This is a genomic window from Tatumella sp. JGM130 (genome assembly GCF_018257525.1).
GTDB lineage: Bacteria > Pseudomonadota > Gammaproteobacteria > Enterobacterales > Enterobacteriaceae > Tatumella > Tatumella punctata.
Genome location: NZ_JAERJS010000006.1, coordinates 111,722 through 138,176, shown reverse-complemented (window position 1 = coordinate 138,176; position 26,455 = coordinate 111,722). Strand labels below are relative to the sequence as shown.

At 51.4% G+C, this 26,455-nt stretch carries 24 protein-coding genes and 1 riboswitch; of the genes, 19 read left to right on the top strand and 5 right to left on the bottom strand.

Annotation, left to right across the window (positions count from 1 at the left end; all coding sequences use genetic code 11):
* The first annotated feature begins 36 nt into the window (after nt 1–36).
* The 6 genes from JK211_RS04865 to JK211_RS04840 all read left to right on the top strand — a co-directional run bounded on the left by JK211_RS04865 (nt 37) and on the right by JK211_RS04840 (nt 6,358).
* On the top strand, nt 37–1,098 hold the full coding sequence (locus JK211_RS04865; RefSeq protein WP_212707548.1) for an ABC transporter substrate-binding protein: 1,062 nt from the start codon (nt 37–39) through the stop codon (nt 1,096–1,098).
* Nucleotides 1,099–1,122: 24 nt separating this feature from the next.
* Nucleotides 1,123–1,944 carry an alkaline phosphatase family protein gene (locus JK211_RS04860; RefSeq protein ID WP_212707547.1) on the top strand — a complete coding sequence of 274 codons (822 nt, stop codon included), beginning with the start codon at nt 1,123–1,125 and terminating at the stop codon, nt 1,942–1,944.
* On the top strand, nt 1,941–2,786 hold the full coding sequence (locus tag JK211_RS04855; RefSeq protein WP_212707546.1) for an ABC transporter permease subunit: 846 nt from the start codon (nt 1,941–1,943) through the stop codon (nt 2,784–2,786). Before JK211_RS04860 ends, JK211_RS04855 begins: the two co-directional genes overlap by 4 nt.
* Nucleotides 2,787–2,797: 11 nt before the next feature.
* Nucleotides 2,798–3,577: an ABC transporter permease gene (locus JK211_RS04850; protein WP_212707545.1), complete on the top strand. Its 780-nt coding sequence runs from the start codon at nt 2,798–2,800 to the stop codon at nt 3,575–3,577.
* Nucleotides 3,578–3,585: 8 nt separating this feature from the next.
* Nucleotides 3,586–4,578: an ABC transporter ATP-binding protein gene (locus JK211_RS04845; protein WP_212707544.1), complete on the top strand. Its 993-nt coding sequence runs from the start codon at nt 3,586–3,588 to the stop codon at nt 4,576–4,578.
* 154 nt (nt 4,579–4,732) lie between these two features.
* Complete coding sequence (locus tag JK211_RS04840; RefSeq protein ID WP_212707543.1) at nt 4,733–6,358, top strand: Na/Pi cotransporter family protein; 1,626 nt, start codon at nt 4,733–4,735, stop codon at nt 6,356–6,358.
* A gap of 39 nt (nt 6,359–6,397) precedes the next feature.
* Here the strand turns inward: JK211_RS04840 and panS are convergent, their stop codons facing one another.
* Together panS and lysC are read right to left on the bottom strand one after the other, a co-directional pair.
* Entirely contained in the window at nt 6,398–7,315 is a 918-nt protein-coding gene (gene panS, locus JK211_RS04835; protein WP_212707542.1) for a bile acid:sodium symporter family protein, read from the bottom strand.
* A gap of 256 nt (nt 7,316–7,571) precedes the next feature.
* Nucleotides 7,572–8,927 (bottom strand): lysine-sensitive aspartokinase 3, encoded by a 1,356-nt coding sequence (lysC, locus tag JK211_RS04830; protein ID WP_212707541.1) that lies wholly within the window; start codon nt 8,925–8,927, stop codon nt 7,572–7,574.
* Nucleotides 8,928–9,015: 88 nt separating this feature from the next.
* Nucleotides 9,016–9,211: riboswitch (Lysine riboswitch) on the bottom strand.
* A gap of 434 nt (nt 9,212–9,645) precedes the next feature.
* Between lysC and pgi the strand changes: the two genes are divergently transcribed.
* From pgi to ubiA, 4 genes are all read left to right on the top strand, one after another.
* Nucleotides 9,646–11,292, top strand: coding sequence for a glucose-6-phosphate isomerase (gene pgi / locus JK211_RS04825; protein ID WP_212707540.1), 1,647 nt, complete (start codon nt 9,646–9,648; stop codon nt 11,290–11,292).
* 149 nt (nt 11,293–11,441) lie between these two features.
* Nucleotides 11,442–11,867, top strand: a complete 426-nt coding sequence (gene psiE / locus JK211_RS04820; RefSeq protein ID WP_212707539.1) for a phosphate-starvation-inducible protein PsiE — start codon at nt 11,442–11,444, stop codon at nt 11,865–11,867.
* A gap of 161 nt (nt 11,868–12,028) precedes the next feature.
* Nucleotides 12,029–12,556, top strand: coding sequence for a chorismate lyase (gene ubiC / locus JK211_RS04815; RefSeq protein ID WP_212707538.1), 528 nt, complete (start codon nt 12,029–12,031; stop codon nt 12,554–12,556).
* Nucleotides 12,553–13,449, top strand: coding sequence for a 4-hydroxybenzoate octaprenyltransferase (gene ubiA, locus JK211_RS04810; RefSeq protein ID WP_249213041.1), 897 nt, complete (start codon nt 12,553–12,555; stop codon nt 13,447–13,449). The genes ubiC and ubiA overlap by 4 nt, the downstream gene beginning before the upstream one ends.
* A gap of 55 nt (nt 13,450–13,504) precedes the next feature.
* Here the strand turns inward: ubiA and plsB are convergent, their stop codons facing one another.
* The gene (gene plsB / locus JK211_RS04805; RefSeq protein ID WP_212707537.1) at nt 13,505–15,934 is read right to left on the bottom strand and encodes a glycerol-3-phosphate 1-O-acyltransferase PlsB; all 2,430 of its coding nucleotides are present in this window, start codon (nt 15,932–15,934) and stop codon (nt 13,505–13,507) included.
* A 133-nt stretch (nt 15,935–16,067) separates the two neighbouring features.
* On the opposite strand from plsB, the gene JK211_RS04800 reads away from it, so the two are divergent.
* The 3 genes from JK211_RS04800 to dinF all read left to right on the top strand — a co-directional run bounded on the left by JK211_RS04800 (nt 16,068) and on the right by dinF (nt 18,646).
* Nucleotides 16,068–16,433 carry a diacylglycerol kinase gene (locus JK211_RS04800; RefSeq protein ID WP_212707536.1) on the top strand — a complete coding sequence of 122 codons (366 nt, stop codon included), beginning with the start codon at nt 16,068–16,070 and terminating at the stop codon, nt 16,431–16,433.
* 108 nt (nt 16,434–16,541) lie between these two features.
* The gene (lexA, locus tag JK211_RS04795) at nt 16,542–17,156 is read left to right on the top strand and encodes a transcriptional repressor LexA (protein WP_212707535.1); all 615 of its coding nucleotides are present in this window, start codon (nt 16,542–16,544) and stop codon (nt 17,154–17,156) included.
* 167 nt (nt 17,157–17,323) lie between these two features.
* Nucleotides 17,324–18,646, top strand: coding sequence for an MATE family efflux transporter DinF (gene dinF, locus JK211_RS04790; RefSeq protein ID WP_212707534.1), 1,323 nt, complete (start codon nt 17,324–17,326; stop codon nt 18,644–18,646).
* Between the two features lie 17 nt (nt 18,647–18,663).
* Here the strand turns inward: dinF and zur are convergent, their stop codons facing one another.
* Nucleotides 18,664–19,182 (bottom strand): zinc uptake transcriptional repressor Zur, encoded by a 519-nt coding sequence (gene zur, locus JK211_RS04785; protein WP_212707533.1) that lies wholly within the window; start codon nt 19,180–19,182, stop codon nt 18,664–18,666.
* A 199-nt stretch (nt 19,183–19,381) separates the two neighbouring features.
* On the opposite strand from zur, the gene dusA reads away from it, so the two are divergent.
* Together dusA and pspG are read left to right on the top strand one after the other, a co-directional pair.
* Entirely contained in the window at nt 19,382–20,422 is a 1,041-nt protein-coding gene (gene dusA / locus JK211_RS04780) for a tRNA dihydrouridine(20/20a) synthase DusA (RefSeq protein ID WP_212707532.1), read from the top strand.
* 198 nt (nt 20,423–20,620) lie between these two features.
* On the top strand, nt 20,621–20,893 hold the full coding sequence (pspG, locus tag JK211_RS04775) for an envelope stress response protein PspG (protein ID WP_212707531.1): 273 nt from the start codon (nt 20,621–20,623) through the stop codon (nt 20,891–20,893).
* Between the two features lie 201 nt (nt 20,894–21,094).
* Here the strand turns inward: pspG and JK211_RS04770 are convergent, their stop codons facing one another.
* Nucleotides 21,095–22,078 carry an NADPH:quinone reductase gene (locus JK211_RS04770; protein ID WP_212707530.1) on the bottom strand — a complete coding sequence of 328 codons (984 nt, stop codon included), beginning with the start codon at nt 22,076–22,078 and terminating at the stop codon, nt 21,095–21,097.
* Nucleotides 22,079–22,187: 109 nt separating this feature from the next.
* Between JK211_RS04770 and dnaB the strand changes: the two genes are divergently transcribed.
* From dnaB to JK211_RS04750, 4 genes are all read left to right on the top strand, one after another.
* Nucleotides 22,188–23,594, top strand: a complete 1,407-nt coding sequence (gene dnaB, locus JK211_RS04765) for a replicative DNA helicase (RefSeq protein WP_212707529.1) — start codon at nt 22,188–22,190, stop codon at nt 23,592–23,594.
* A gap of 98 nt (nt 23,595–23,692) precedes the next feature.
* A complete protein-coding gene (locus tag JK211_RS04760) occupies nt 23,693–24,175 on the top strand; it encodes an Lrp/AsnC family transcriptional regulator (RefSeq protein ID WP_212707528.1) in 483 nt (160 codons plus the stop codon).
* A 244-nt stretch (nt 24,176–24,419) separates the two neighbouring features.
* Nucleotides 24,420–25,040, top strand: coding sequence for a YitT family protein (locus JK211_RS04755; RefSeq protein WP_212707527.1), 621 nt, complete (start codon nt 24,420–24,422; stop codon nt 25,038–25,040).
* A gap of 50 nt (nt 25,041–25,090) precedes the next feature.
* Complete coding sequence (locus JK211_RS04750) at nt 25,091–26,284, top strand: amino acid aminotransferase (RefSeq protein WP_212707526.1); 1,194 nt, start codon at nt 25,091–25,093, stop codon at nt 26,282–26,284.
* Nucleotides 26,285–26,455: the final 171 nt, after the last annotated feature.

Below are 26,455 nucleotides of genomic sequence, written 5' to 3'. Positions count from 1 at the left end.
GACCAGTGTTCTATCCCCTAATCGCAGGAGCCCGACATGAAAGCCAGTATGTTAACGCTATTATCCGCAGCCATTTTTCTTGCTCTTCCTGCCGCACATGCAGCCGATAATGACCTGGCGGCACTGGAAAAAGCCGCCCGCAGTGAAGGGCAAATCAATAGTGTCGGGATGCCTGACAGCTGGGCTGACTGGAAAGACACCTGGCATGACATCACGACGCAATACGGTATTAAACACAGTGATACGGATATGTCATCGGCACAGGAACTGGCAAAATTCGCTGCCGAGAAAGGTAATGCCAGTGCAGATATTGGTGATGTCGGTGCTGCATTTGGCCCGATAGCTGTCGCGAAAGGTCTGGCACAGCCTTATAAAACCAGCCACTGGGATCAGGTTCCCGACTGGGCAAAAGATAAACAGGGTGACTGGATGCTGGCCTACACCGGGACAATCGCTTTTCTGGTCGACAAACAACAGGTCAAAGATGTTCCGCACAGCTGGGCTGATCTTAAAAAAGGTAAATATGTCGTAACCATCGGTGATGTGGGTGTGGCTGCTCAGGCCGCCAATGGCGTATTAGCGGCCAACTATGCACTGGGGGGGAACGAGAAAGATTTGACCCCGGCACTGAAATATTTTGGTGATCTGGCGAAGCAGGGCCGTCTGGGCCTGACAGATCCGGTGATTGCGAATATTGAGAAAGGGGAAATCCAGGTCGCGGTAGTCTGGGACTTTAATGGTCTGAATTACCGCGATCAGATTGATAAGAACCGCTACCAGGTAGTGATCCCTTCCGACGGCTCGGTAACCTCGGGTTACACGACCATTATTAACAAATATGCCAGACACCCGAATGCCGCCAAACTGACCCGTGAGTACATCTTCTCTGATGCCGGTCAGATCAACCTGGCTCGTGGTTATGCCCGTCCTATCCGCGCACAGTATCTGACTTTACCGGCAGACGTTCAGGCCAAATTGTTACCGGCCTCTGAATATAAAAATGCCCATCCGATTAAGGACCAGGCCGCCTGGGACAAAACGTCAAAACAACTGCCAGCTCTGTGGCAGCAGGATGTCATGATCAATATGCAACAGTAAGTCGTTCGGGTAATGAGGTAAAAGATGAAAACAATCCTGGTGGTACTGGACGGTCTGAGTGATATCGTCGCTGAGCATGGGATGGGCTATTTACATGCCGAGTGTGCTCAGGGGAATGGCAAATATTACCCGATGACCTGTGAGTTACCTTCACTGTCACGGCCATTGTATGAATGTATTCTCACCGGAGTACCGCCGGTGATCAGCGGAATTATTCATAACGGGGTCAGCCGGCTCAGTCAGCAGCGCAGTATCTTTCATTATGCGCGGGATGCAGGTCTGGTCACGGCAGCGGCAGCCTACCACTGGGTGAGTGAATTGTATAACCGCAGTCCTTACGATGCGGTTCGTGACCGTCATACACAGCAGGAAGATCTGCCTATTCAGTTCGGACATTTTTACTCGGATGACAGTTATCCGGATTCTCACCTGTTTGAAGATGCCGAAAGTCTGCGCCGCGGCTATGATCCCGACTTTCTGCTGATTCACCCGATGAATATCGACGATGCAGGGCATAAATTCGGACTCAGCTCAGCACAGTATCGCAACCGTGCACGTATTGCCGATGGTTATCTGTCACATTGGATGCCCCAATGGCTGCGGGAAGATTATCAGGTGATTGTTACGGCGGATCACGGTATGAATGATGATCGTTCCCATGGCGGGCGATTACCCGAAGAAATCAGGGTTCCGCTGTTTGTGTTCGGCCGCGGATTTTCTAAACAGAATAATATTGTGCCGCGTCAGACCGAGTTATGTGGCACTGTTTGTCAGCTTCTTGAGATTGCCCATGATAAACCGGTATGTCAGGCGCTGTTGTCGACAGGACCGGAGGCCGGGGAATGAAGGGAAAACGCATAGCCCTGCTGTGGTTACTGCCATTTGCATTGTTTTATATCGCTTTTCAGTTGGCACCGCTGATATGGGTAGCCGGTAACAGTTTCTGGAGTGATGTGAACAGCCGCTGGGGTGTTGATAACTATCATGACATTCTGACATCCCCTTTTTATTTGCAGGCGATACGTTTTTCTCTCGATATCTCTTTCTGGTCCAGTGTGTATGGGTTACTTATCTCGCTGGTGGCAGGGTATTCCCTGCATCAACTGGGTAATGGCCGTTTCCATCGTTTTATGATGGCATTTACCAATATGACCAGTAATTTTGCCGGAGTGCCACTGGCTTTCGCTTTTATTATTCTGCTTGGTCTCAACGGATGTCTGACGTTACTGATGCGCCATTACGGGCTGGCATCCGGATTCCGGTTATTCTCCCGCGATGGCATGATCCTGATTTACACCTGGTTCCAGATCCCGCTGGGGGTACTGCTGCTGTTTCCGGCCTTTGAAGGACTCAGGAAAGAGTGGCAGGAGTCGGCGGCGCTGCTGGGTGCAGGCCGCTGGCATTACTGGCGTCTGATTGCGTTACCTGTCCTGTCACCAGCGTTACTGGGGACGTTTGTGATCCTGCTGGCGAATGCCCTCGGGGCTTATGCCACCATCTATGCCCTGACCAGCGGTAACTTTAATGTTGTGCCGGTGCGGATAGCGGCACTGGTGTCCGGAGATATTTCCCTGGATCCTTATATGGGAAGTGCATTGGCAATGCTGCTGGTGGTTCTGCTGACAGTTATCACTGTCGTTCAACAATACCTGGTACGTCGCAGTTATTTAGCTGCCGGACGTTCCTGAAGGGAGTGACTATGTCCCGGACTGAAAATATCTATCACCGGACTGTCAGCAGTGTACTGCTGGTGATCCTCGCGCTGCCGCTGGCCGCCACACTGGTATATGCCTTATCGAGGGAATGGAGCGATACTATCTTACCCCACGGGCTGACACTGTCATGGTTTACCACGTTATGGCAGGACCCGCGTTTTATCAGTGCGCTATGGCATTCTTTGTTGGTCTGTTTTGGTGCGCTGCTGATATCGCTTTTACTGGTACTGCCTGCAATGTTTGTAATTGCTTACTACTACCCTGGGCTGGACAGTATAATGAATGTTCTGATCCTGATGCCGTTTGCTGTACCCCCGGTGGTCTCCTCTGTCGGGTTACTGCAACTCTATTCTTCCGAACCCCTGATGCTGACCGGTACCCCCTGGATCCTGATCGGCTGTTATTTCACGATTGCATTACCGTTTATCTACCGTGCTATCACCAATAATATGCAGTCAGTGAATCTGAAAGAGCTGATTGATGCTGCTCATTTGTTAGGTGCCGGTACCTGTAAAGCGGCTATTTTTGTGGTGCTGCCTAACTTACGTAAGGGTGTGCTGGTGGCGGTACTGTTATCGTTCTCGTTTCTGATAGGTGAGTTTGTATTCGCTAACCTGTTAGTCGGCAGCCGCTATGAAACACTGCAGGTTTATCTCTACAATATGCGTAATGGCAGTGGTCATTTTACCAGCGCATTAGTGATCTCTTATTTTGCTGTCATCCTGGTTGTCACCTGGCTGGCCAATCTGCTTAACCGTCAATGAGGCACCCTATGGCCACCCTGAATGTCAGACGACTGAATAAAAGCTACGCTACAACCCCTGTTTTTCACGATATCGACTTTACCGCCCGCGAAGGTGAGTTTGTGACCTTATTGGGCCCGAGTGGCTGTGGAAAATCGACACTGTTACGTTGTCTGGCAGGACTGACGGAAGTGGATAGCGGTGAAATCCTGCTGGACAATCACAATATTGTGAATGTGCCTGTTCAGCAGCGGGGCGTTGGTATGGTGTTCCAGAGTTACGCACTGTTCCCGAATATGACGGTCGAAAAAAATGTGGCTTTTGGCCTGAAAATGCAGAAATTACCGGCTGCTGATATCCGCCGCCGGGTCGCCGAGGTACTGGCTCTGGTTGAACTGCACGAATTTGCCGGCCGTTATCCTCATCAGCTATCCGGCGGACAGTGCCAGCGTGTGGCGCTGGCTCGTTCACTGGTCACCCGGCCGAAATTACTGTTACTGGATGAGCCACTTTCGGCACTGGATGCCAGGATACGTCGCCATTTGCGTGATCAAATTCGCCTGATTCAGCAGGAGCTGAATCTGACCACAATATTTGTGACCCACGATCAGGAAGAAGCTCTGACCCTGTCCGATCGTATCGTATTGATGAATAAAGGTCAGATTGTGCAAAACGGGGCGGCTGAAGATCTGTATACTCAGCCTGCAGACTTATTTGCTGCCGGTTTTATCGGCAATTATAATTTATTAACGGCCGGACAGGCGACGCAGCTGACCGGACAATCATTTCATTCGCATGTAGCTATTCGTCCTGAAACTCTTCGTTTCTGCCCGGCGGAACAGGGGCTTTCTGCGCGTATTCTCAGCAGCAGCCTGCTGGGAAACGTGATCCGTTACCGTGTTGAATGTCAGGGCATCGAGCTGTCTGTCGATATGCTTAACCGCCGTGACGATGGTCTCTATCCTGCCGGCCTGCAACTGGGGCTGCAGATAGATTTTTCCGCATTACGTCAGGTTGCCTGACAGGGGGAATTTACAGGCGAATACCGGTGTTAAGGAGCCGTCATCCGATTGTCCGGCCATGCAGAATGTTATTCTGACGGTTGTCCGGCCAGAGGAGCACGACACGTTTCCGCTGAAGTTACCGGCAACGTGACGGAAAAGGAGTAACCTTAACATGTTAACTTTATTAAATTTATTATCAGCAATCGCGTTACTTGTCTGGGGGACACATATTGTCCGTACCGGCATTATGCGGGTGTATGGCGCTGATCTGCGGCGGGTCATCAGCCGCAGTGTCGAAAAAAAGCCGATGGCTTTCCTGGCCGGGATTGGTGTTACCGCGCTGGTACAAAGCAGTAACGCGACGACCTTGCTGGTGACTTCATTTGTGTCACAGAACCTGATGAGTCTGACCCCTGCGCTGGTGGTGGTACTGGGTGCCGATGTCGGGACAGCCATTATGGCGCGTATTCTGACGTTTGACCTGTCCTGGTTGTCACCGTTGTTTATTTTTATCGGGGTGACCTTCTTTCTTAGCCGTAAACAGACCCGGCTGGGACAAATAGGGCGCACCGGGATTGGACTGGGGCTTATTTTACTGGCACTGCAACTGATTGTTCAGGCCTCACACCCGATTACCCAGGCGGCCGGCGTTCAGGTACTGTTCTCGTCCCTGACCGGCGATATTATTCTTGATGCGCTGGTGGGGGCAGTCTTTGCCATTATCAGTTATTCCAGCCTGGCTGCCGTGCTGATAACCGCTACCCTGACCGCGACCGATGTTATTTCATTCAAAGTGGCCCTTTGCCTGGTGATTGGCGCTAACTTTGGCAGTGGCCTGCTGGCGATGATCAACAATAGTCGCTCCAACGCGGCAGGGAAGCGGGTGGCTCTCGGCAGCCTGCTGTTTAAGCTGATTGGCTGTATTATTATTCTGCCCTTTATCAATCTGATCGCCAGTGCGCTGTCACATGTTCCGATGAGTGATGCGGAACTGGTGATTTCATTTCATGTGTTCTACAACGTTATTCGCTGCCTGGCACTGGTTCCCTTCAGCGGAGCGATGGCGCGGTTATGTACCCGGCTGATAAATGATGATGTGGACAATGATCTGCGCCTGAAGCCAAAGCATCTGGACTACAGTGCTCTGGATACGCCAGCGCTGGCGCTGGTCAATGCCGCCCGTGAGACTCTGCGTATCGGAGATGTGCTGGAACAGATGCTGCAGACTCTGACAAAGGTGATGCACGGTGAAGTACGCGAGGAAAGAACGGTCCGGCGGCTGGATGATGATGTGGATGTACTCTATACCGCCATTAAACTCTATCTGGCACAGATGCCAAAGGAAGATCTGGCTGAGCAGGACTCCAGGCGCTGGGCTGAGATTATCGATCTGGCGGTAAATCTTGAACAGGCCGGCGATATTATTGAGCGGATGTCGGCGGATGTCGCCGCGAAATCGCTGGCTGCCCACCGGCCATTTTCTGCGGATGGTATGCAGGAACTGGATACGCTGCAGGAACAGCTATTGAAAAATTTACATCTCAGTCTGTCGGTCTTTATTTCACAGGATATACAGACCGCAAAGCGGCTGCGGCGGGCTAAACATCGTTTTCGTATTCTTAACCAGCGCTACTCTCTGGCGCACGTTAACCGGTTACATCTGCAAAATGTACAGAGTATCGAAACCAGTTCTCTGCACCTCGGATTACTGGGGGAGATGAAACGTCTGAACTCCCTGTTCTGTGCGGTTGCCTACAGTGTACTTGAACAGCCAGAGCCGGATGATAACCGTGACTAAGCCAGTGATGCCGGTCCTCCGGCATCACATTTTACCAGGTTATTTTTTATCTGCCGGTTTACCGGACCAGTAGCCTGACAGCAGTGAACCTGACAGGTTATGCCATACGGAAAACAGTGCACCGGGTAAGGCGGCCAGCGGGGAAAAATAGAGTTTACCTAAGGTCGCTGCCAGCCCTGAATTCTGCATGCCCACTTCCAGGGCCAGTGTCCGGCAGGTGGATTCATCAAATCCGAACAGTTTTCCGCCCCAGTAGCCGCCGAGCAGGCCAATAGCGTTATGCAGGATCACGGCCGCAATCACCATCAGCCCGACCGAGCCAATAAATGGCTGGCTGCCGGCGACAACCGCACTGATAATCAGCAAAATACACAGCATTGAGAATACCGGCAGATAGGGTTCTGCTTTTTTCACCTGCGCAGTCAGGCTGTGGTGAACTATCAGCCCCAGCCCGATCGGAATAAGAACGATTTTTACGATACTCCACAGCATGCCGGCGACATCCACCTGAATATGGGTATCGACATACAGCCGGGTCAGCAGCGGGGTGGCGATAACACCGACCAGTGCCGAGACCGAAGAAATAGTCACTGACAGGGCCACATCCCCTTTAGCCAGATAGATCATGACATTCGAGGCAGTACCACTGGCCACACTGCCGACCAGAATCATGCCCGCAGATAAATCCGGAGGCATATGGAATAACTTCGCCAGCCCCCAGGCGGCCAGCGGCATAACGAAATAGTGCAGAAAAGTACCGGCCAGCACCGGCGCCGGACGGGTCAGTACCCGTTTGAAATCGTCAACACTCAGGGTCACACCCATCCCGAACATAATGAGCATTAACAGTTCGCTGACTCCGGGGCCGATAGGCAGAAAAGTTGCCGGTGAATAATAGGCTGCCACCGACAGCAGAATGGCCCATAGGGGAAACAGGCGGGTAATGTTGGCGAGCATAACCAGAATTCCTTATTATTTTTAGCCGGATGCGTTCCGCGGGCATGCCACAGAACAGCGTCTTTAGCGTATTGACAGGTAACCGTCGATCATAACATTTCGATCTGATGACAACAGGGGGGCAGGAAAACTTCATGATTTGTGCTGTAAAGCGCAGAAAACTCAGTGAATGATCTGTGGTTTCGCGGACAGGGTAGCAAATGGTTCAGAAAACCGGACAGACCACAGAGCATTTTCATGACCTGTCCGGAGAGAGTTACTCGAAAATATGCTGATGCAGCGTCCGGACAGCGTGTTCAGCGTCGTTGCCCGGGACCAGGAAACATAAGTTATAGTTACTGGCACCGTAGCAGATCATCCGCAAACTGAACTGTTCCATCACGCCGAACACTTCTTTACCTATTCCCTGCGACTGTGTCAGCTGATTACCGATCAGTGCGACCAGAGACAGATTCTCTTCCACTTCGACTCTGCATAACGATGACAACTCTGTTAATAATCCCGTGGTCAGTAAACTTCCATGGTGCGAGGTCGAACCGGTGGTATCCAGGGTCAGGGCGACACTGACTTCCGAGGTGGTAACCAGATCGACGGAAATATCATGCCGCGCCAGGATAGCAAATACTTCGGCCAGGAAACCACGGGCATGGAGCATATTCAGGCTATGCAGGGTCAGTAATGTCTGATTCCGGCGCAGGGTGACAGCACGAAACAGCGGCTGTTGGCGGGTCTGATTATAGACGATGGTTCCGCCCCCCTCAGGGGCCTGGCTGGAACCGACAAAGACCGGAATATCATTACGTACGGCCGGCAGTAAGGTTGCAGGGTGCAGAACTCTGGCTCCGAAGGTCGCCATTTCGGCGGCTTCTTCAAAGGTTATTTCATCAATACGTTTGGCGGTCGGAACAATTCGTGGGTCGGTAGTATAAATGCCCTGAACATCCGTCCAGATATCAATACGTTGTGCTTTCAATGCTTCGCCGAGTAATGCAGCCGTATAATCACTGCCACCTCTGCCAAGGGTGGTTGTCAATCCGCCGGCCTCGCAACCGATAAACCCCTGGGTGATCACCAGTGACTCCGTTATCAGAGGGGTCAGCACGCTATCCGACAGCTCTGCCAGCGCAGCGATATCCGGTTCTGCATGTCCGAAGCGGTTACTGGTCTTCATTACCCGCCGCACGTCAAACCACTGCACCGGCACACCGCGTTCACGGATAATTTCGCTAAATAATAATGTTGATAATAATTCGCCGTGACTGACTAATTCATCGGCCAGACAGGCGGAAGGCGTTAAGGCTGCTTTATCCGCCAGCAGTGCAATATTTTCCAGGATACGACTGACTTCTTCACGGATGACTACGGCTGCACGCAGTTTATCCACAATGGCATACTGAATCCGGGCCAGTTTTTCCAGTAACTGTTGACGCACGGTCACCGGCTGGCCTTCAGACAGCGTAACCAGCAAATTGGTAACACCGGCAGAGGCTGAAAGCACCACCAGTTTAACGTCAGAACGGGATAATACGATATCAGCGCTGCGGTTCATGGCATCGAAATCAGCCACGCTGGTTCCGCCAAATTTAGCAACGATTAATGCGGATTGGGACATGCAAAACAGCCTCGTGTCAGGATCTTTAATTCAGCCTTTAGCACAAGGGAGGACAAAAACAGGCAGACTGGTGTGACAGGACAACGAGTCAGCCAGAAGCGCCCCACCTTGTTAAACGTTTTATTATAAACGTTACGACAGTGACAACCCAGAGGATTCAGCCCCTGTGGTCGACGAACAAACATACCGCATGTTTGCAGCCTCGGCGTCACTCCCCCTGATATGTCGTCTGTGGATACGGTTCCTCTGACATACTGCCTGGGTGACGCGCCTCTTCTGGTCTACGTAGAATACGTAAGAACTTCTTTAGAAATATCCCGTAATCGGCTGCCTGTCAACGGCTATCCGTTACATAAGTATTATTTTGCACTCAGCTGATTAACATCCCGGCAAACTTCAGATTATCTGGCCTTTTTACGCGGCGCACCTTCGAACAAGACGATAACTCCTGAGGATGGTATCACGGACCACAGCGCACTGAGCGGGATCTGGCGGTCATCAATACCGTCAGGTGCGGTAAGCGCATAAATTTTTTCCTTTCAACAGTAAGAATCGTCATACTGAGAGTCATCCTTCTGCCGGAAGGGCTGGTGACTGCGGCAGGTATTTGTTTGAGCATAGTTTCACGCTGTGGCCATGTATCTCCGCTGTCAGCATGGCGCGGGTGAATTTATACTAAAGCCAGATTCACAGTTCATTAATCAATAAGAGTGTTGTTATGAAAAATATTAATCCGACACAAACTGAGGCATGGAAAGCGCTGCAACAGCATTTCTCTGCCATGAAAGATGTGAGTATTGCTGATCTTTTTGCCCGTGACCCTCAGCGATTCGCTGAGTTTTCGGCGACATTTGAAGATCAAATCCTGGTCGATTTTTCTAAGAACCGTATCACGCGTGAAACGCTGGACAAATTACTCGCCCTGGCGAAAGAGACTGATCTGAGCGGCGCAATTGCCTCCATGTTTTCCGGTGAAAAAATTAACCGTACCGAAGATCGTGCAGTGCTGCATGTTGCTCTGCGTAACCGCAGCAACACGCCGATCCTGCTGGACGGTAAAGATGTTATGCCCGCGGTCAATGCGGTTCTGCAGAAAATGAAACATTTCTCTGAGCGCATTATCAGCGGCGAATGGAAAGGTTATACGGGGAAAGCCATTACCGATGTGGTTAATATTGGTATCGGTGGTTCTGACTTAGGGCCATTTATGGTGACGGAGGCATTACGTCCTTACAAAAACCATCTGAATATGCATTTCGTCTCGAATGTTGATGGAACCCATATAGCTGAAACCTTACGTCCCCTGAACCCTGAAACCACGTTATTCCTGGTTGCATCAAAAACCTTTACCACCCAGGAAACAATGACCAATGCCCACAGTGCCCGTGACTGGTTCCTGGCCAGTGCCGGTGATGAAAAGCAGGTCGCCAGCCACTTCGCCGCCCTCTCGACCAATGGAAAAGCCGTTTCTGAATTCGGTATCGATACGGACAATATGTTCGAATTCTGGGACTGGGTCGGTGGCCGTTATTCGTTATGGTCGGCTATCGGTCTGTCGATTATCCTGTCTGTCGGTTTTGACAATTTTGAACAGTTACTGAGTGGTGCCCATGGCATGGACCAGCACTTCGCCAATACACCGGCAGAAAAGAACCTGCCTGTGCTGCTGGCGCTGATTGGTCTGTGGTATAACAACTTTTACGGCACCGAAACCGAAGCTATCCTGCCTTATGATCAGTATATGCACCGTTTTGCCGCCTATTTCCAGCAGGGGAATATGGAGTCTAACGGGAAATATGTCGATCGTAATGGTGAGGTGGCAGATTACCAGACCGGGCCGGTTATCTGGGGTGAACCGGGAACCAACGGCCAGCATGCGTTCTACCAGCTGATTCATCAGGGTACCAAAATCATTCCTTGTGATTTTATTGCACCGGCCATCAGCCACAATCCGCTCAGTGACCACCATCCGAAGCTGTTGTCTAACTTCTTTGCTCAGACTGAGGCGCTGGCATTTGGTAAATCACAGGCAGTGGTGGAGCAAGAGTTTGCTGATGCAGGCAAAACGGCAGCAGAAGTGGCCCATATTGTGCCGTTTAAAGTGTTTGAAGGTAACCGTCCGACCAACTCTATCCTGCTGCGTGAAATGACGCCTTACTCGCTGGGAGCACTGATTGCCCTGTATGAGCATAAAATTTTCACCCAGGGGGCGATTCTGAATATCTTCAGCTTTGACCAGTGGGGGGTGGAACTCGGAAAACAGCTGGCTAACCGCATTCTGCCAGAGCTGACCGGACCCGATGCTGTAACCAGTCATGACAGCTCGACCAATGGCCTGATTAACCGCTATAAAGAGTGGCGTTAAGCTCAGTGGTCATTGTCTGACCCGGCGGCAGTCATGCCGCCTTTTTATCTTCACCGACAGTGGCGCAAGGTAACTGCCATCCGGAACCACTATGGTGCGGGTTATTCCAGTAACGACATGCAGTGAATTGTATTTTTTGCGGGGAGCAGATGGATACATCAGAGAAGGCGCCAAAATCGTCTTTAGGCGGTATTATTGCGACGGTTTTACAGTGGGTACTGAATATTGGCCTGATTACGCTGGCTATTATTCTGGTGATCTTTTTGGGGAAAGAAACATTACACCTGGCCAATGTGTTGTTTCATACGGGTGAAGAATCATCTTCTTATCTGCTGATTGAAGGCATTGTTATTTATTTTCTGTACTTCGAATTTATTGCATTGATTGTTAAGTATTTTCAGTCCGGATTCCATTTCCCGCTGCGGTATTTTATTTATATCGGTGTGACAGCTATTATTCGTTTAATCATTGTTGACCATCGCAATCCTTTAGATACGTTATGCTATTCAGCGGCATTATTGATTCTGGTCGGTACGTTATGGCTGGCTAACTCGAAACGTCTGAAAAGAGAATAATGATCGGTTCTGCTACCGGTATATTAACGGCCGACAGGACTGGCGGCAGAAGATCCTGCTTAGCGGGCATCAGTCTGCTATAGTGTGCCGGTGAAATGCTCTGTATCTGTGCCTTGTCCGGGACAGTACAGAGCGATATCAACTGATTTCCGGAAACCCGAATGTGTATACAGGAACGCCTTAAACTGTATCAGCTGCACTGGATGCAGCCCTCAGCCCCTGAAATCCCCCCTGATATAAGGTGCTGGCTGTTTGAGGAACAATCAATGACAGCCCGGCTGGAAGCGTATTGTCAGAACATCAGCGTAGGTGTGGTCAGTGAGGGGTTTATCGAATACCGCTCATTATTGCCTCATGAACAAGACTATGCCGGTTTTGATCGCCACCAGAGCTACTGGCTGCGTGACATCATTTTATATGGTGATGGCGTCCCCTGGCTGGCCGGACGTACGGTATTACCTGAGTCGACCCTCAGCGGGCCTGAGCTGGCCCTGACGTCACTGGGAGAGTGTCCGCTGGGCCGTTACTTATTCTCTTCGCCGTTATTAAGTCGTGATTTTATTCTGCCTGGAAAAAATGATGATTTATGGGGCCGATATTCATTATTACGTCTTTCAGGAAAACCCCTGATGTTAACCGAGACTTTTTTACCGTTATCTCCGTTGTATCTGGCCGGAGCTAAAGGATGACCGAAACTGTGCACGATTCTGTAAAAATATCGAAATTCCGGGCGTATATGCGCCTGATGCGTATTGATAAACCCATCGGTACTTTGCTGCTGTTATGGCCAACCCTGTGGGCTTTATGGCTGGCCGGACAGACATTGCCGCCTTTTTCAGTGCTGGTGGTTTTTGTCCTCGGGGTGATTGTTATGCGCGCCGCCGGATGTGTTATTAATGATTATGCAGACAGAAATGTGGACGGGCATGTAAAGCGTACCCGTCTGCGGCCGCTGCCTGCGGGCCAGGTCACAGAGAATGAAGCGAAAGGGCTGTTTCTGACACTGGTGGTGGTGGCTTTTCTGCTGGTACTGACGATGGGCACCCGGACGGTACTGTTATCTGTGGGCGGGCTGGTGCTGGCCAGCGCTTATCCGTTTATGAAACGTTATACCCATCTGCCTCAGGTCGTGCTGGGAGCTGCGTTTGGCTGGGCAATTCCAATGGCGTGGATGGCCGTCAGCGGGGAGTTATCTCTGGCATGCTGGCTGATTTTCCTGGCGAATGTGTGCTGGACAGTGGCCTATGACACCTTTTATGCCATGGTTGATCGCGATGATGACCTGAAAATTGGGGTGAAATCGACGGCCGTATTATTCGGGCGTCACGATAAACTGATTATTGGTTTACTGCAGATAACTACGCTGGTTCTGCTGGCCGTGTCCGGTCAGTTGCTGAGCCTGAATGGCTGGTATTATCTGTCGCTGGTGATCGCCGCAGGATTTTTTATTTATCAGCAACGGCTGGTGGCCGGACGCAACCGCGATGCCTGCTTTCAGGCATTCCTGAATAATAACTATGTCGGGCTGGTAATTTTTGGCGGAATTGTACTGAGTACCCTGCCGTTTATTAATCTGATGTAACCGGCAACCTAAAAGAAAAGGGCGCTCCGTTCACGGGGCGCCCTTTTTTATCCGGCTATTCCTGATCAGAGGCAATACCGTTTTCGATAGTCTGGCGGACATCGCTGCTTGTCAAATCAAGCAGGATCTGACGCATACCACGGGTTTTTTCCGGTTCAGAATCGTCTTTATCACTGATATAGCCTTCATCCCGTAATGTCAGCACTAACCCGGAGAATACCGCTTTATCGAAGAACTCCGGCGCGTTAATTCCGTGCAGTACCGATAAACGTTGTGCCAGGGTACGGCTCTCTTTTTCCAGGGTACCACGGTTAATCGCGGGTTTCGCATTCAGGATGGCGAAGGTGATGGCATAACGCTGCAGGGTTTCCCGGATTCCTGCCGCCAGCAGTCCCAGTACCCGCGAACGCGGTTTATGCACTGCATAATGTTCGCCGTCACTGCGGATCAGCGACTGACTGACCAGTTCCTGACACAGATCGCGGACAACCTCCGGCAGTTGCTCAGCTTCCCAGTGCAGGAAAAGCTCACTTTTCAGCAGCGGATAAATCAGTGCCACTTCCCGCTGCAGCTCATCTTTACGAATAGTCCCGTGCTGATGAATTATGGCGGCAATCAGGGATGGCATTACCAGTAAGTGCAGGATATTGTTCCGGTAATAGGTCATCAGAACCGCCTGCTCTTTCGGCAATATGATCATATCCCCGATATTATCGTGCTCAGTGGTGAACTTGTTCATACTTACAGCATGGCTAAGCAAGTCTTCGGCAGACATATCCGGGATGGTGGTCCCTTCACTGTACGGCACATTACGTAATAACTGGCTGTAACACTCCAGCTGTTCCAGCAGTTGTTCACGGGTCAGTGAACGCTGCGGAGAAGCCAGTAATGCGGTAACACACAGGTTCATGGCATTTGCGGCCCCGGCGTTATTGATCCGCACCATCACTTTGCGGGCAATGTCATTAACCACCGGCGTCATCCACGCCGGACGTTGTGGCTCTATCGGATCGATATCGTCACGCCATTCCGGCACCTGGTTATTCAGATAGTTAACCAGCGGCAAGGGTTCACCGAAGTTCACATACCCCTGGCCCAGATTACGCAGTTTGCGTAAACCACGCAGCATCTGCAGCAGGCTCTCTTTTTCTTTGGTCGCTCCCCGCAGCTCCTTGGCGTAGGTCGCGACTTCCATCACATGCTCATAGCCAATATAAATCGGCACCAGAGTAATTGGCCGGTTACCGCCACGCAGCATGGCCTGCAAGGTCATGCTCAGGGTACCGGTTTTGGGCTCCAGCAAGCGTCCGGTACGTGACCGTCCGCCTTCAACGAAGTATTCGACCGAATAGCCGCGGCTGAACAGTTCACCCAGGTACTCGCGGAACACGGTTGAATAGAGCTTGTTGCCTTTAAAAGTACGGCGGATAAAGAATGCCCCCAGGCGACGAAAGACCGGGCCGGCAGGCCAGAAATTCAGGTTAATACCCGCGGCAATATGCGGGGGAACCAGTCCCTGATGATAAAGCACATAGGAAAGTAACAGATAGTCCATATGGCTGCGGTGGCAGGGGACATACACCAGTTCGTGGCCATCCTGTGCCAGCTGGCGGATACGTTCGCCGCCACTGACATTAATTCCTTTATACAACCGGCTCCACAGCCAGCCCATCACACGGTCGGTGATACGAATGGCTTCATAGGAGAAATCGGCAGCGATCTCTTCCATCATCGCGACCGCATTTTTCTGTGCCGTATCGTAGGACACTTTCTTGCTACGGGCTTCATCTTCTACCGCTTTGGCAATCGCTTTTGACTGCAGCAGTTTATTAAACAGATCCTGCCGGGCCGGTAAACGCGGTCCGACCGCCGCCAGCCGTTGCCGTGAAAAATGGATATGGGCCACACGGGATAATTTATGGGCGATGGATTGATCGGTACCGTGTTCATCTGCCATCTGACGCAGAGAAACCTTGGGTGAGAACCGGACAAAACTATCGCGTCCCAGCCAGAGAATGGCAAAGAACTTCTGTATTCCGTTAAGTTCACGCAGGAACGGCGCCTGTGCTCCCTGAACTTCTTTACCAGGCGCGCGGCCGAACATCACCGATACCGGCACCAGCTGAACATCCAGAGCCGGATTATTGCGGTGCAGGTCGAGGTAATCATGGAAGATTTTTACCGTTTCCTGATTCGGAGTGAAATAGGGCAGTAACCGTGGTCCATCGTGGATAAATACATGACGGGGTAAAAAATGACCATCGATTTCCACCGGCTGTAACGGATCCGGCAGATCATGCTGCAGGCATTGGGCACGCATCGCCAGAAGATCCGCTTTGGAATCATACGGGAATACATAGATAATGGGCCGGGTCGGATCCAGCCCCAGTTCGGAGAAAGGATCTTCCGGGATAACTTTGCTCTTAACCAGCAAAGATAATGGAAAACTGAGTAATTTATAATAAAGTTTACGCCAACCTGACATAGACAAATCTGCGGCCTCTTACTGTTAGCAAAGCGGCGCAAGCATACCAGAAACTACAAAGAAGATCTGTGAGGATACAACGAATCGTATCCTGATATAACGGTAATTTTTATCATAAAAGGAGTAAACCGTGATGGCGGGTACGACAGGCGGATGGCGGAGAATAGTAAAAGCCGCGGGCTATTCATGGCAGGGACTGCGTGCGGCCTGGCACCATGAAGCCGCCTTCCGGCAGGAAGCCGTGCTGGCAGTCGTGGCGGTGATTGTTGCCTGCTGGCTGAATGTGGATACAGTCACCAGGATCCTGCTGATTGGTTCGGTGGTGCTGGTTGTTATCGTTGAAGTCCTTAACAGCGCGATTGAAGCGGTTGTGGACCGGCTGGGGCCTGAAATTCATCCGTTATCTGGCCGGGCGAAGGACTTAGGTTCGGCGGCGGTGTTTCTGGCATTGCTGCTGGCGGCTTTTGTCTGGATCGCTCTGTTATGGCAGTGGTGGTGAGTGGCGGGATCTTAACCGACAGTTGTTTGTTTTATGACGGTTTTTGGTTCCCATTTAGAAAATACCTGTATATACTCACAGCGACTGTATAAACAACCAGGGGGCGGGATGAAAGCATTAACCAGCAGGCAACAGCAGGTCTATGACCTGATTCGCGACCATATTCAACAGACGGGTATGCCGCCGACGCGCGCAGAAATTGCGTCCCAGCTGGGTTTCCGTTCCCCGAATGCCGCAGAAGAGCATCTGAAAGCTCTGGCGCGTAAAGGTGTTATTGAAATCGTCTCCGGGGCATCGCGGGGTATTCGCCTGCTGATGGAAGAAGAAACCACCGAGGGATTACCACTGATCGGCCGTGTCGCTGCCGGTGAGCCCCTGCTTGCCCAGCAGCATATTGAAAGCCATTTTCAGGTTGATCCGGCGCTGTTTAAACCGTCAGCGGATTTCCTGCTCAGGGTCAGCGGTACCTCAATGAAAGATATCGGTATTATGGACGGCGATCTGCTGGCGGTACATAAAACCCAGGATGTCCGTAATGGTCAGGTGGTTGTGGCAAGAATTGATGACGAAGTAACAGTGAAACGCTGGAAAAAACAGGGTAACACTGTGCAACTGCTCCCCGAAAATAGCGAATTCTCGCCGATTGTGGTTGATATCCGCGAACAAAACCTGACGGTTGAAGGCCTGGCGGTAGGCGTTATCCGTAACGGCGAGTGGTTATAGTCCGCCGCTGATCACCTCTGCTCCTGCTGGCTGAGTAAGATGTCTCAGCCAGACGGTTCCTTACTGTCCCCTGTTCCCGCGCCCGCTAGTTTTACTGATGCCGCTGTCATATAGTGCCCGTATTGTCTCTCTTTGTGCCTTTTGCGATGTGACCTGCAGGATTATTCATGTCTTTTCTTAGCTCTACCGATAAGCAACTCTGGCGGCTGGCATTACCGATGATCCTGTCAAATGTCACTGTACCACTGACAGGACTGGTGGATACGGCGGTGATTGGCCATCTCGGCAGTGCCATTTACCTTGGTGGTGTGGCCATCGGGACGACCGTAACCAGCTTTCTGTTTATGTTATTGCTGTTCCTGCGGATGAGCACTACCGGGATGACCGCCCAGGCGCTGGGGAAAAAAAATAATACCTTGCTGGCCAGGGCGCTGGTGCAGCCGGTGCTCATTAGCCTGATTGCCGGCGCGGTGTTTATTTTGCTGCGTCAGCCTGTCAGTCATATAGCCACCGGGATTATGGGCGGTGATCCGGCAACGCTGGTACAGGCTCGTGAGTTTATTGATGTACGCTGGCTGAGTGCGCCAGCGACCTTTGCTAACCTGGTACTGCTCGGCTGGCTGCTGGGGGTGCAATATGCCCGTGCGCCGGTGATTTTGCTGGTGACAGGCAACCTGGTCAATCTGGCGCTGGAACTCCTGCTGGTGCTGCACCTGCATCTCGGGGTCCGGGGCGCGGCGGCGGCGACGGTTATTGCCGAATATATCACGCTGCTGACGGGTATGCTGCTGGTATGGCGTGTTCTGAAACAGCGGAAAATCACAGGGCGTATGTTACTTAACGGCTGGCGGGGAGATATGAAACGGTTACTGGGACTAAACCGGGATATTTTACTGCGTTCCCTGTTATTACAACTCTGTTTTGCCTCACTGACCATGACCGGGGCGAGACTGGGGAGTGATATTGTGGCGGTGAACGCCTTACTGATGATGTTTCTGACTTTTACATCCTATGCACTGGATGGTTTTGCGTATGCCGTGGAGGCAGTATCCGGTGAGGCCTATGGTGCCAGAACGGCCGGTAAACTGCATGAGGTCTGGCATGCATCCTGTCGTCAGGCCGGGATGGTTGCCGTTGGTTTTTCCCTGCTTTATGGGCTGGCCGGGCCGTATATTATTGATCTGCTGACATCTCTGCACTCTCTCCGGCAACTGGCCAGCCATTATCTTATCTGGCAGATTATTCTGCCAGTGGTCGCGGCAGGCAGTTATCTGCTGGATGGCTTATTTGTCGGTGCCGCCCGCGGCCGGGAAATGCGTAACAGTATGGCCATTGCGGCCGCCGGTTATGGTCTGACTTTATGTACAGTTCCCTGGCTGGGTAACCACGGGTTGTGGCTGGCAATCTGTGTATTTATGGTTCTGCGGGGTGTCACCTTATGGCGTCGCTGGCATTACCATCAGCGTAATAATAGCTGGTTCAGCGACTGAATTACGGGAGCGGCAGATTACCGGCCGGGACGTTTTTTCGGCTCTGCTTTGTGGTCATGCTGACAATGGTCAGGATCATCACAGGCTGCAACTTCGGCACATTTTTCACATAAACCATGGGCTTCGATAACACTATGGCGCAGGATAAACCCCGCCTGTCTGGCCCGGGTACTGATCAATTGCTCCACCCCTTCTGCGTGACGCTCGCTGACAGAAGCACAGTTATCGCAGATCAGCATGACCGACGTATGGGACGGATGTTCAAAATGCGGGCAGACGACATAGCTGTTATTTGAAGCAACACGGTGGATAAACCCTTGTTCCAGCAGGAAGTCCAGTGCGCGGTAAACGGTTGGCGGTTTAGCCTGAGGTTCACTGACCCGTAATTTATCCAGCAAATCATATGCGCTGATCGCACCGTAGTGTTCAGCCATCAGACGCAGCACTTCGGCACGCTGGGAAGTCATACGCACACCACGTTTCTGACAAAGGCTTTGTGCCTCTGCAAGAATTTGTGCAGGAAGTTGAGGTTGCATGATGGCTTTCTCCGACAAAAGTCTCCGATAACGGGGTATCTTACCATGGCTGGTGTTTTAATGTTGATGATGTGTGTTTCAGGCTGGCCGGTAAAACAGCGTTCAGCCTTACGGGGCCGGGTTTTAGCTAGCCGTTGTGACGTTATTTTGTGCTATTATAGGCGCCATTAATCGTAATTAACCGCATAATTATTCCCTGATGAAAATTCATACCCCTGAGTCTGACAACCCCGTGACTTCTGTGCAGGATACGGTTTCTCCGGTGACCCCTTTCCCTGCAGATCGTTTCTCAATTGCCCCGATGCTTGACTGGACGGACCGGCATTGCCGCTATTTCCATCGTAAACTGACGGCACAAACGTTGCTGTATACAGAAATGGTGACCACCGGAGCCATTATTCATGGTAAAGGTGATTACCTTGCCTATTCTGATGAAGAGCACCCTGTGGCACTGCAATTAGGCGGCAGTGATCCTGCCGCTCTGGCGCAATGTGCACAACTTGCTGAACAGCGTGGTTACAATGAAATAAACCTCAATGTCGGGTGTCCGTCTGACCGGGTTCAGAACGGGCGTTTTGGTGCCTGCCTGATGGGCGAAGCGGCACTGGTTGCCCGCTGTATCGATGCCATGCGTCAGGTGGTGAGTATCCCGGTGACAGTGAAAACCCGTATCGGTATCGATGAGCAGGACAGTTACCGGTTCCTGTGTGATTTTATCGGTACAGTTGCTGAACAGGGTGGCTGTCGCTCTTTCACTATTCATGCGCGTAAAGCCTGGTTATCGGGCCTGAGTCCGAAAGAGAACCGTGAAGTGCCTCCCCTTGATTATCCGCGGGTATATCAGCTGAAACAGGATTTTCCGCAGCTGCGTATCGGGATTAATGGTGGTGTTAAAACCCTTGAAGAAGCACAGGCACACCTGCAGCATCTGGACGGTGTCATGATGGGGCGGGAAGCCTATCAGAATCCCGGTCTCCTGGCCCTGGTGGATAGTCAGATTTTCGGTGCCGGTATGCTGCCAGCGGACGCCGCTGATGTCGTACGCTCTATGTATCCGTATATCGAAAAAGAACTCAGCCAAGGGACCTGGCTGGGACATATTACCCGGCATATGCTGGGACTGTTTCAGGGGATCCCCGGCGCAAGACAATGGCGTCGTCACCTGAGTGAAAATGCTCACAAGCCAGGCGCCGATGTACGGGTTCTGGAAAAGGCCTTATCCCTGGTAGCCGATCGCTGAATACAGTCGCGGTAAAGTATCTGACCCCGGTTTTGTTAACTTCACGCCAGTTATTGGTTTTTTTAACACCTTCGGTAGCGGAGGAGATTTTTACTTAATCCTGTATTTCAGTCAGTTAACTATCCTCCGTGGCTGGCACGATTCTTGTTATGTTTATCTCAGTGAACGGGATCATTCAGGTCAGCGGAGGAGCTCACCATGGAAGTATTTTTTATTGCCGGCTTTTTTATGATGTTGTTACTGGCAGGGGTGTCAGTGATAAGCGTTCTGGCAGCACTGCTGGTGGCTGCTGTCATCATGCTGTTATCGGGGATTTTCTTTATGGCATTTAAACTGTTGCCCTGGTTACTGCTGGCGGTGGCAGTTGCATGGATATATCAGCATTTTTTTACTGTCAGGCCGGCAACGACAGGACGGGAACGTTATGATAAAATTCTGTCAAAAATCAACAGGATGAATCGGCGCGGGTAAAGCTATTTTCTGAAAATATGCTTTCCGGCAGTGATCCTCCGGAAATGTGAAACAGCACATATTTTTCACGGACCAAATCTGCGATTATCCTTTCTGTCGTTCACAGGAATTACTCGCTCTGTCCCTGCATCAGCGAGAACTATAATAAAAAAGTAAGGGCTTCCTCCGGGAAGCCCTTTTTCGTTAATGTCTGCCTGATTATCAGGGGATCAGCAGGCTTGACCCTTGTGTGGCACGGCTTTCCAGCTGCCGGTGTGCCAGGGCTGCCTCTTTCAGGGCGAATTTCTGAGATTCCGCGACCGGGACCTTAATCGCACCACTGGCTAACAGGGTAAATAATTCATGACTGGCGGCATCCAGTTCACTGGCGGTAGTGATATAACCGGACAGGGAGGGCCGGGTCACGAACAATGAGCCTTTCTGGTTGAGTATCCCCAGGTTAACCCCGGTCACAGGGCCGGATGAGTTACCGAAACTGACCATCAGTCCGCGGCGTTGCAGGCAATCCAGCGACGCTTCCCAGCTATCATTGCCGACGGAATCATAAACCACCGGTACTTTTTGTCCTCCGGTCAGTGCCAGAACACGGGCCGCAATATCTTCCTGCCGGTAGTTAATGGTTGCTACCGCGCCGGCTTGTTTCGCCGCTTGCGCTTTTTCTGCCGACCCGACGGTACCGATTAATTTTGCCCCCAGCGCTTTAGCCCACTGGCAGGCAATTAATCCGACCCCGCCGGCGGCGGCATGAAACAGCAGGGTTTCACCCGCGGTAACCGGATAGGTCTGGCGTAACAGATACTGTACTGTCAGTCCCTTGAGAAAGGAGGCTGCAGCCTGCTGATAAGAAATGCTATCGGGTAAGATCACCAGCCGGTCCTGATGAACGATATGTTGTTCGCTGTAGGCCCCGGCGGCTGACTGGGCATAAACCACCCGGTCCCCGGCACTTACCCGGCTGACGGCACGTCCGGTACGGAGAACCACCCCTGCCGCTTCAGTCCCCAGACCGGCTGGCAGGCAGGGTGAAGGGTACAAGCCGCTGCGAAAATAGGTATCAATGTAGTTAATGCCGATCGCTTTATTTTCTACAACTACGTCATAATCACCGGGGGCAGGCAGAGTAAAGTCTGTCCATTCAAGCACTTCTGGTCCGCCATGTCGGCTATACTGGATACGTTTTGGCATACTGGCTCCTGGGAAATCGTGGTGCTGGCCGGGTGTATAGGGCGACAATACGGGTAAAAAAAAAGTATACTGTGACGCCCCTTGTTTAACACTGGTAATGACACTCACTATGGCAGTAAATAAATCCCCGAACAAATCCAATGAATCCCGTGATCGTCAGCTGGAAGGTGTAAAAATGCCTCCGCATTCTGTCGAAGCTGAGCAATCAGTGCTCGGGGGATTAATGCTGGATAATGCGCGCTGGGATAATGTCTCTGAGCGTGTTGTTGCCGAAGATTTTTACAGCAGACCCCATCGTCTGATTTTCTCTGAAATGCAGCGTCTGCTGGAACTGGGGCAACCGATTGATCTGATTACCCTGTCAGAATCGCTGGAAACCCGCGGTGAGCTGGAGCTGGCCGGCGGCTTTGCCTACCTGGCTGAACTGGCAAAAAATACCCCGAGTGCGGCTAATATTGGTGCATATGCGGATATTGTCCGCGAGCGCGCGGTAGTCCGGGAAATGATTTCGGTGGCCAACGAAATTGCTGATGCCGGCTTCGATCCTCAGGGGCGCAGCAGTGAAGATCTTCTGGATCTGGCGGAATCCAGTGTCTTCAAAATTGCCGAGAAACGATCCAGCAAAGACGATGGCCCGCAAAATATCGAGCAGGTACTGGAAGCGACCATCAATCGTATTGAAGCGCTGGTCGGCACTCCCCACGACGGTGTGACCGGGGTCGATACGGGGTATCAGGATTTGAATAAAAAAACTGCCGGTTTACAGGGATCTGATCTGATTATCGTGGCCGCCCGTCCTTCGATGGGGAAAACCACTTTTGCCATGAACCTGTGTGAAAACGCGGCGATGTTGCAGGATAAACCGGTACTGATTTTCAGCCTGGAGATGCCCAGTGAACAGCTGATGATGCGTATGCTGGCCTCCTTATCACGCGTAGACCAGACCCGTATTCGTACCGGTCAACTGGATGATGAAGACTGGTCGCGGATTTCCGGCACTATGGGCATCCTGCTGGAGAAGAAGAATATGTATATCGACGATTCTTCCGGCCTGACCCCGACAGAGGTCCGCTCACGTGCGCGGCGTATCTTCCGCGAAAACGGCGGGTTAAGTATGATTATGATCGACTACCTGCAGTTAATGCGGGTGCCTTCATTGTCAGATAACCGTACTCTGGAAATTGCCGAAATCTCCCGCTCTCTGAAAGCGCTGGCCAAAGAGCTGAATGTACCGGTGGTTGCCCTGTCACAGTTAAACCGTTCACTGGAACAGCGTGCCGATAAACGTCCGGTAAACTCCGATTTGCGTGAATCAGGCTCTATTGAGCAGGATGCCGATTTAATTATGTTTATCTACCGCGATGAGGTGTATCACGAGAACAGTGATCTTAAAGGTATTGCTGAAATTATCCTGGGTAAACAACGTAACGGGCCTATCGGTACCGTCAGACTGACTTTTAATGGTCAGTGGTCGCGGTTCGATAACTATGCCGGCCCGCAGTATGATGATGAATAATCACATTTTTCATGCTGACAGCTCAAAAATAGTATTGGACAATTGATCAGCAAATACGGTTATCTGTGAGGATATATTCAGCCCGCCACGGATTACCGATGACCAGTTTTGATGATTACGATATACAGATCCTGACACTATTACAGGCCAACGGACGGCTGACCAGCCAGCAACTGAGTGACCTGATCGGACTCTCTGCCTCCCAGTGCTCCAGACGGCGGATCCATCTCGAGCAGACCCGCAAAATTCTGGGCTACCATGCCCGTTTATCTCCCGGGGCGACGGGACCGGAAATTACCGGGCTTATCGAAGTCCGGTTAATCAATCATACTCCCGCTTCTGTCGACAGTTTTCATCAGCGTGTCGCCTCCTCATCAGCAATTACCGATGCTTATAAAACTACCGGTGACGCTGACTATTTACTGAAAGTCACGGTGACTGACCTTCAGTCCCTGAGCAGGTTAATCAGCCAGCTGGTGGCGGATCATCAAAGCGTTGCCCATGTTAAAACCTCGGTGGTGCTGAATCGCCTGAAAGAAGGCGGGGTGATGCTGGTGGGTGGCGACAGCCATAACGGTTAACGGCCATCCACTCACCATTATCGTGCATAATTTCCTGCGGAATGCATAAACAGTGCATAATTTATGGTGAGGATGCGCAATATCACCGCCGGTATCATCGTGATAATGTGACGTTACCGGCGGTGGCATCTGTAATATCAATAGGATAACTACAGTTTTTGCGGCCAGCCAGTGCAGGGCATCAGTGTGGCGTGATTATTGCTTAATACAGGGTTTGTGCTTATTGAGCGATTAGGATGTTGTTATGACAGTGATAAAAACCGCAGCAGCGGAAAACGTCCCCCACAGCCTGGCAGAAGATGCACTGGCGATAGTATTTGGCACCCTGCTGGTCTCTTTCGGGATCATTATGCTGAAGCAGGCAGGTGCACTGACCGGCAGTACCGCCGGAATAGCATTTCTGATCAGTTATATTTCGCCCTTATCTTTCGGCAGTGCGTTTTTCCTGATTAATCTGCCCTTTTACTGGTTGTCGGTCAGGCAAATGGGCCGGGAATTTACGCTGAAAACTTTCACTGCAGTAGGCATGGTTTCGTTGTTTACCCACCTGCATCCGTTATTTATTCATTTTTCTCAGCTTAACCCTTTCTATGCAGCCCTGTTTGGTAATATTGTGATGGGAATGGGATTCATTGTGCTGTTTCGTCATAAAGCCAGCCTCGGAGGGATTAATATCCTGGCGCTCTGGCTGCAGCAACGGATCGGCTTGCGTGCCGGGAAATTACAGATGGCGGTCGATACCTGTGTGGTGCTGGCTTCTCTGTGGGTGGTGTCTGTGCCGATGTTGCTGGCGTCAGTCTGTGGCGCAGTACTACTGAATCTGATTATTGCAATGAATCACCGTCCCGGCCGCTACAGGGTATAGCACAGACGTCAGCGGCTAACTCACACTGAACAATGATGGAGAAGTACAACGTGTTTCAACATGTCGATGCCTATGGTGGCGATCCCATCCTCTCGTTGATGGAAAAATATAAAGAAGATCCGCGTGTTGCCAAAGTCAACCTGAGCATTGGTCTCTATTACAACGAACAGGGCATCGTTCCGCAATTACGGGCTGTTGCTGAAGCAGAAAAACGGCTGCAGGACATCCCGCGAGAGGCATCACTTTACTTACCGATGGAAGGGCTGGCCGGGTACCGGAACGCCATTGTTACCTTGCTGTTCGGGGCGAATAACCCGCTGGCAGACAATGGTCGTATCGCCTGCATCCAGACTCTCGGGGGCTCAGGAGCCCTTAAAGTTGGTGCTGACTTTCTGAAAAACTATTTTCCTGCCTCTGAAGTGTGGGTCAGTGATCCGACCTGGGAAAACCATATTGCTATTTTTGAGGGTGCCGGTTTCAGAGTTAACCATTACCCGTGGTATGACAATGCAACCCACGGGGTACAATTTGCGGAGTTTATCGCCACGCTGAACAGCCTGCCGGAACAAAGCATCGTATTACTGCATCCGTGCTGCCATAATCCGACCGGTGCAGATTTGACGACAGCGCAATGGGACCAGACGATTGAGGTTCTGAAAGCCCGTAAACTGATCCCGTTTATGGATATTGCATACCAGGGCTTTGGTGCCGGCGCTGAGCAGGATTGCTATGGGATCCGTGCCGCCGCGCAAGCCGGTTTACCGGCCCTGATCAGTAACTCATTCTCTAAAATATTTTCTTTATATGGGGAGCGGGTTGGCGGTTTGTCGGTACTTTGTGAAAGCAGCAATGAAGCTGACTGTGTTCTTGGGCAGTTAAAAGCCGCGGTTCGTCGTAATTACTCCAGCCCGCCATCTTACGGCGCCAGACTGGTGATGACGATCCTGAATGATGACGAATTACGGGCCAGCTGGCTGGCAGAACTGGAAGAGATGCGGCTGCGTATTCTGGATATGCGCCAGGCGCTGGTCACCGCACTCAGCCTGGCGCTGCCGGGACGTGATTTCAGTTATCTGGAAAAACAGCGTGGAATGTTCAGTTATACGGGGCTCAGTGCCCGGCAGGTGGACAGATTACGCGAGGAATTCGGGGTATATCTGATCAGCAGTGGCCGGATGTGTGTCGCCGGGCTGAACAGCCGGAATATCCATCAGGTGGCCGAGGCTTTTGCTGCGGTGATCTGAGACTGAAACTGCCCCTGTTTTCTGCGCCAGCGGAACAGAAAGCAGGGGCGGCTAAGCAGATCGTGCGGTGATATCAATTTTATCCCTATGATAATTATTTGTTTTTTTAATTTCCCGCTGATTTTATATATTTACACATTTAGATATTTAAATGTGTAAATATAATGACGC

Bases quoted from the DNA above. Each gene is read 5' to 3' on its own strand.
- JK211_RS04850 (WP_212707545.1), top strand. From the start codon at position 2,798: ATGTCCCGGACTGAAAATATCTATCACCGGACTGTCAGCAGTGTACTG.
- psiE (WP_212707539.1), top strand. From the start codon at position 11,442: ATGGATACATCAGAGAAGGCGCCAAAATCGTCTTTAGGCGGTATTATT.
- JK211_RS04845 (WP_212707544.1), top strand. From the start codon at position 3,586: ATGGCCACCCTGAATGTCAGACGACTGAATAAAAGCTACGCTACAACC.
- JK211_RS04860 (WP_212707547.1), top strand. From the start codon at position 1,123: ATGAAAACAATCCTGGTGGTACTGGACGGTCTGAGTGATATCGTCGCT.
- pspG (WP_212707531.1), top strand. From the start codon at position 20,621: ATGGAAGTATTTTTTATTGCCGGCTTTTTTATGATGTTGTTACTGGCA.
- JK211_RS04855 (WP_212707546.1), top strand. From the start codon at position 1,941: ATGAAGGGAAAACGCATAGCCCTGCTGTGGTTACTGCCATTTGCATTG.
- panS (WP_212707542.1), bottom strand. From the start codon at position 7,315: ATGCTCGCCAACATTACCCGCCTGTTTCCCCTATGGGCCATTCTGCTG.
- JK211_RS04800 (WP_212707536.1), top strand. From the start codon at position 16,068: ATGGCGGGTACGACAGGCGGATGGCGGAGAATAGTAAAAGCCGCGGGC.
- zur (WP_212707533.1), bottom strand. From the start codon at position 19,182: ATGCAACCTCAACTTCCTGCACAAATTCTTGCAGAGGCACAAAGCCTT.
- pgi (WP_212707540.1), top strand. From the start codon at position 9,646: ATGAAAAATATTAATCCGACACAAACTGAGGCATGGAAAGCGCTGCAA.
- ubiA (WP_249213041.1), top strand. From the start codon at position 12,553: ATGACCGAAACTGTGCACGATTCTGTAAAAATATCGAAATTCCGGGCG.
- lysC (WP_212707541.1), bottom strand. From the start codon at position 8,927: ATGTCCCAATCCGCATTAATCGTTGCTAAATTTGGCGGAACCAGCGTG.
- dusA (WP_212707532.1), top strand. From the start codon at position 19,382: ATGAAAATTCATACCCCTGAGTCTGACAACCCCGTGACTTCTGTGCAG.
- JK211_RS04840 (WP_212707543.1), top strand. From the start codon at position 4,733: ATGTTAACTTTATTAAATTTATTATCAGCAATCGCGTTACTTGTCTGG.
- plsB (WP_212707537.1), bottom strand. From the start codon at position 15,934: ATGTCAGGTTGGCGTAAACTTTATTATAAATTACTCAGTTTTCCATTA.
- lexA (WP_212707535.1), top strand. From the start codon at position 16,542: ATGAAAGCATTAACCAGCAGGCAACAGCAGGTCTATGACCTGATTCGC.
- dnaB (WP_212707529.1), top strand. From the start codon at position 22,188: ATGGCAGTAAATAAATCCCCGAACAAATCCAATGAATCCCGTGATCGT.
- dinF (WP_212707534.1), top strand. From the start codon at position 17,324: ATGTCTTTTCTTAGCTCTACCGATAAGCAACTCTGGCGGCTGGCATTA.
- JK211_RS04755 (WP_212707527.1), top strand. From the start codon at position 24,420: ATGACAGTGATAAAAACCGCAGCAGCGGAAAACGTCCCCCACAGCCTG.
- JK211_RS04770 (WP_212707530.1), bottom strand. From the start codon at position 22,078: ATGCCAAAACGTATCCAGTATAGCCGACATGGCGGACCAGAAGTGCTT.
- JK211_RS04865 (WP_212707548.1), top strand. From the start codon at position 37: ATGAAAGCCAGTATGTTAACGCTATTATCCGCAGCCATTTTTCTTGCT.
- ubiC (WP_212707538.1), top strand. From the start codon at position 12,029: ATGTGTATACAGGAACGCCTTAAACTGTATCAGCTGCACTGGATGCAG.
- JK211_RS04760 (WP_212707528.1), top strand. From the start codon at position 23,693: ATGACCAGTTTTGATGATTACGATATACAGATCCTGACACTATTACAG.